This window comes from Serratia sp. CoH_122_TC_1, from assembly GCF_058191755.1.
Genome location: NZ_JBXWLA010000048.1, coordinates 1 through 2,351, shown reverse-complemented (window position 1 = coordinate 2,351; position 2,351 = coordinate 1). Strand labels below are relative to the sequence as shown.

Below are 2,351 nucleotides of genomic sequence, written 5' to 3'. Positions count from 1 at the left end.
CGGTATTTCCTTTGGTAGATATCGGCCTGCTGGCGCAACTGTTGTTCCTGTTGCTGCTGGGCAGCCATCAACGCACGGTTCTGCGCATCCTGGGTTTGCAGAGTGGCGATCAGCCCGGCCTGCTGCGTCAATGTCTTTTGCTGTTCAGCTAATTGCTGACGGGCCAGCTCCAGTCGATGCGATAAAAGCGAGCTGTAACCACCCAAGCAGATTGACGCCACCAGCAGGAGAAGCATTCCCCCTCCGGCCAGTTTTGAGAGCAAGCCGCTCATGCCAGAGCCTGGCGCGCACGCTCGAATCGCTCTTGGCGGTCTGCTAGCCCATTCTTGCCGCCGTTGATCAGCAGCGTTACCCGCTCTACGTCGCCCGCATATTTCCCACAATTCCGGGATTGCCAGAACCAACCAGCTGAGCGCATGGCGTACTCGTCCTTTTCCAATAGCTCAGGCACCAACAGCAAATCGGTTTTCACGCCAATGCTGCAGGCGCGGTAATTATCCAGGCCGGTGATCTGAATCAGCCCGCGCCCGCGATATTTCCAACCATCACCCGGGCCTTTGTTACCCAGGCGGCGGCCGTAAACCAGATTGGCGATCGCTGCCTGGCGATTTTCCGGCACCGCCGTTTCCCCTCTCTGACGGCCCAGCATCTTGCATTGTTCTACCGTCAGGCGTTTTCCGAACGTAGATTGCAGGCCGGCAACGCTGTAATTGAAGGATTCTGCAGTAGCAGTAAAACCTGCTGATTCATGCCCCACTTGGGCGATAAACATTGCCTGCTCTACTGGAGAGGCGATCCCGAACTCGGTGAAAGTCGCTTCCAGATGAGGAAACCAGCGCGTGGCTAATCCGGCAGAAATACCAGCCGCCTCTATAAATTGGTCTTTTTTCATGGGTTATTCCTGCTTTGGGGAGCCGGTGCGAGTGCTGGCAATACGGCGCAGCATATTTCCGAAATAGTCGACGCCGGCATAGCCAATAAACATGCTGCCGAGATAGGCATAGGTTGAGTCCCAGCCGATAGCGGCCAGGCAATCTTTGATGAAATACGCGACCATTGCGCACATAGCGGCATCAATCAATCGGCGCGTCCATCCCTGCTGTCCAACGTATGAACTGCGCAGCAACGCCATCAACGCAGCGGTAGCTGCATAACCGCCTCCCTCCTTGTGTGCGGCAAGCCATGCGAGCAGCGGCCCCCACACATCGGGGTTTTTGTCAGGCATTTTCATGTCCTCCCCCTGTCGGGGCTGGCCCGATCTCCGGGTGATATAAACGACAAAACCCCGCCGAAGCGAGGTTTTTTAAGTTGATAAGCTACGTCACTGCGTAACCACTCTTATCAGACTAAAGCACAATTTGCGGACCGCGTTAGTGGTTTTTCATACATATTTTCACGCTCGGTTTCCGGGTCCATCTCCAGCCTGATATCCAGCATCGATAGGCAGCCTTCTATGAAGTTTTCTCCCATATGCAGCCCTATCCGGATCAGCTTTTCGTCCTTCTTGAATGCCCGAGCAATTGCCCGCTTTGGCATGTTAAAGATATAGTGCAACACGACGAGCTCATACTCATCGGGACGCCGGCGTTTCAGTTGGGCCATGCACCCCTCAATGACTAGACCATCGTCATCACAGCAGGACAACCGTGATTTACCCGTTTGTGGTAACAGCCCTTTGAACCCTGCAGCGATCGGCGAGTAGTCGACACCATTATGGTCGCCAGCAGCCCAACCGCCCCAACGTTCCAGTACAGCCTGAATATCTCTCATGATTTTGCCCCGCGTTTGTTTGCCGTGCTGATCGCCCCAATACCAAATGCCTTGTTCAACGTGCGCACCAGGTGGAATAACTGGCTGCCGTGCTTGGCCTCCCATGCACCCACGTCATCATGCAGCTCGTCATGGCATTCACGGGTCAGGGGGATGGTGAAGATATCGTGTGGTTTGGTACCGGTGCCGCCGAGCCCGTGATCGATAATGTGGTGTGGGTCGTCTGCCGGACGTTTGCAGCCACAGCAGCATGGCTGCGACTTCACCCATTGGGTGTATTTCTCACACTCCCAGCGGGTCAGTTTAGGCAGCAGAAAAAGGCCTGCAGGGGGCTCAGGGTCAACATCAACGGTCAGCGCCGGCTTAACCTTCTCGACGCATTCGTTAATGATCGCCTGTGGGGCTTTCTCCCACACAATATCGGCCTCTCTGCGCGTTCCTGTTGGGATAGTGGCTGGTGGAAGGCGTAGAGAAAAGCGGGCTACCGCATCAGGCAACAGATCCGACACTTCTTTCAGCACCGCCCACCAACACAACTCCGGCAGACTTAGCTGGTGGTCTTCACCAAACATGAAATGAGA

At 55.3% G+C, this 2,351-nt stretch carries 5 protein-coding genes; all 5 read right to left on the bottom strand.

All coding sequences use genetic code 11. The annotated features are described in order from the left end of the window. Positions 1–272 (bottom strand): DUF2570 family protein (locus AC2FC2_RS26860; RefSeq protein ID WP_490660196.1); only part of this gene is annotated, 272 nt, incomplete at its 3' end. Beyond that, positions 269–892, bottom strand: coding sequence for a glycoside hydrolase family 19 protein (locus AC2FC2_RS26855; protein WP_490660195.1), 624 nt, complete (start codon positions 890–892; stop codon positions 269–271). The genes AC2FC2_RS26860 and AC2FC2_RS26855, both read right to left, overlap by 4 nt. 3 nt (positions 893–895) lie before the next feature. Continuing rightward, on the bottom strand, positions 896–1,231 hold the full coding sequence (locus AC2FC2_RS26850; protein ID WP_490660194.1) for a phage holin, lambda family: 336 nt from the start codon (positions 1,229–1,231) through the stop codon (positions 896–898). A 110-nt stretch (positions 1,232–1,341) separates the two neighbouring features. Next, positions 1,342–1,770 carry an antiterminator Q family protein gene (locus tag AC2FC2_RS26845; protein WP_490660193.1) on the bottom strand — a complete coding sequence of 143 codons (429 nt, stop codon included), beginning with the start codon at positions 1,768–1,770 and terminating at the stop codon, positions 1,342–1,344. Then, on the bottom strand, positions 1,767–2,351 hold a 585-nt coding region (locus tag AC2FC2_RS26840; protein WP_490660192.1), incomplete at its 5' end, for a DUF968 domain-containing protein. The genes AC2FC2_RS26845 and AC2FC2_RS26840, both read right to left, overlap by 4 nt.

Coding starts and splice junctions, on each gene's coding strand:
- AC2FC2_RS26855 (WP_490660195.1), bottom strand. CDS start 892: ATGAAAAAAGACCAATTTATAGAGGCGGCTGGTATTTCTGCCGGATTA.
- AC2FC2_RS26850 (WP_490660194.1), bottom strand. CDS start 1,231: ATGAAAATGCCTGACAAAAACCCCGATGTGTGGGGGCCGCTGCTCGCA.
- AC2FC2_RS26845 (WP_490660193.1), bottom strand. CDS start 1,770: ATGAGAGATATTCAGGCTGTACTGGAACGTTGGGGCGGTTGGGCTGCT.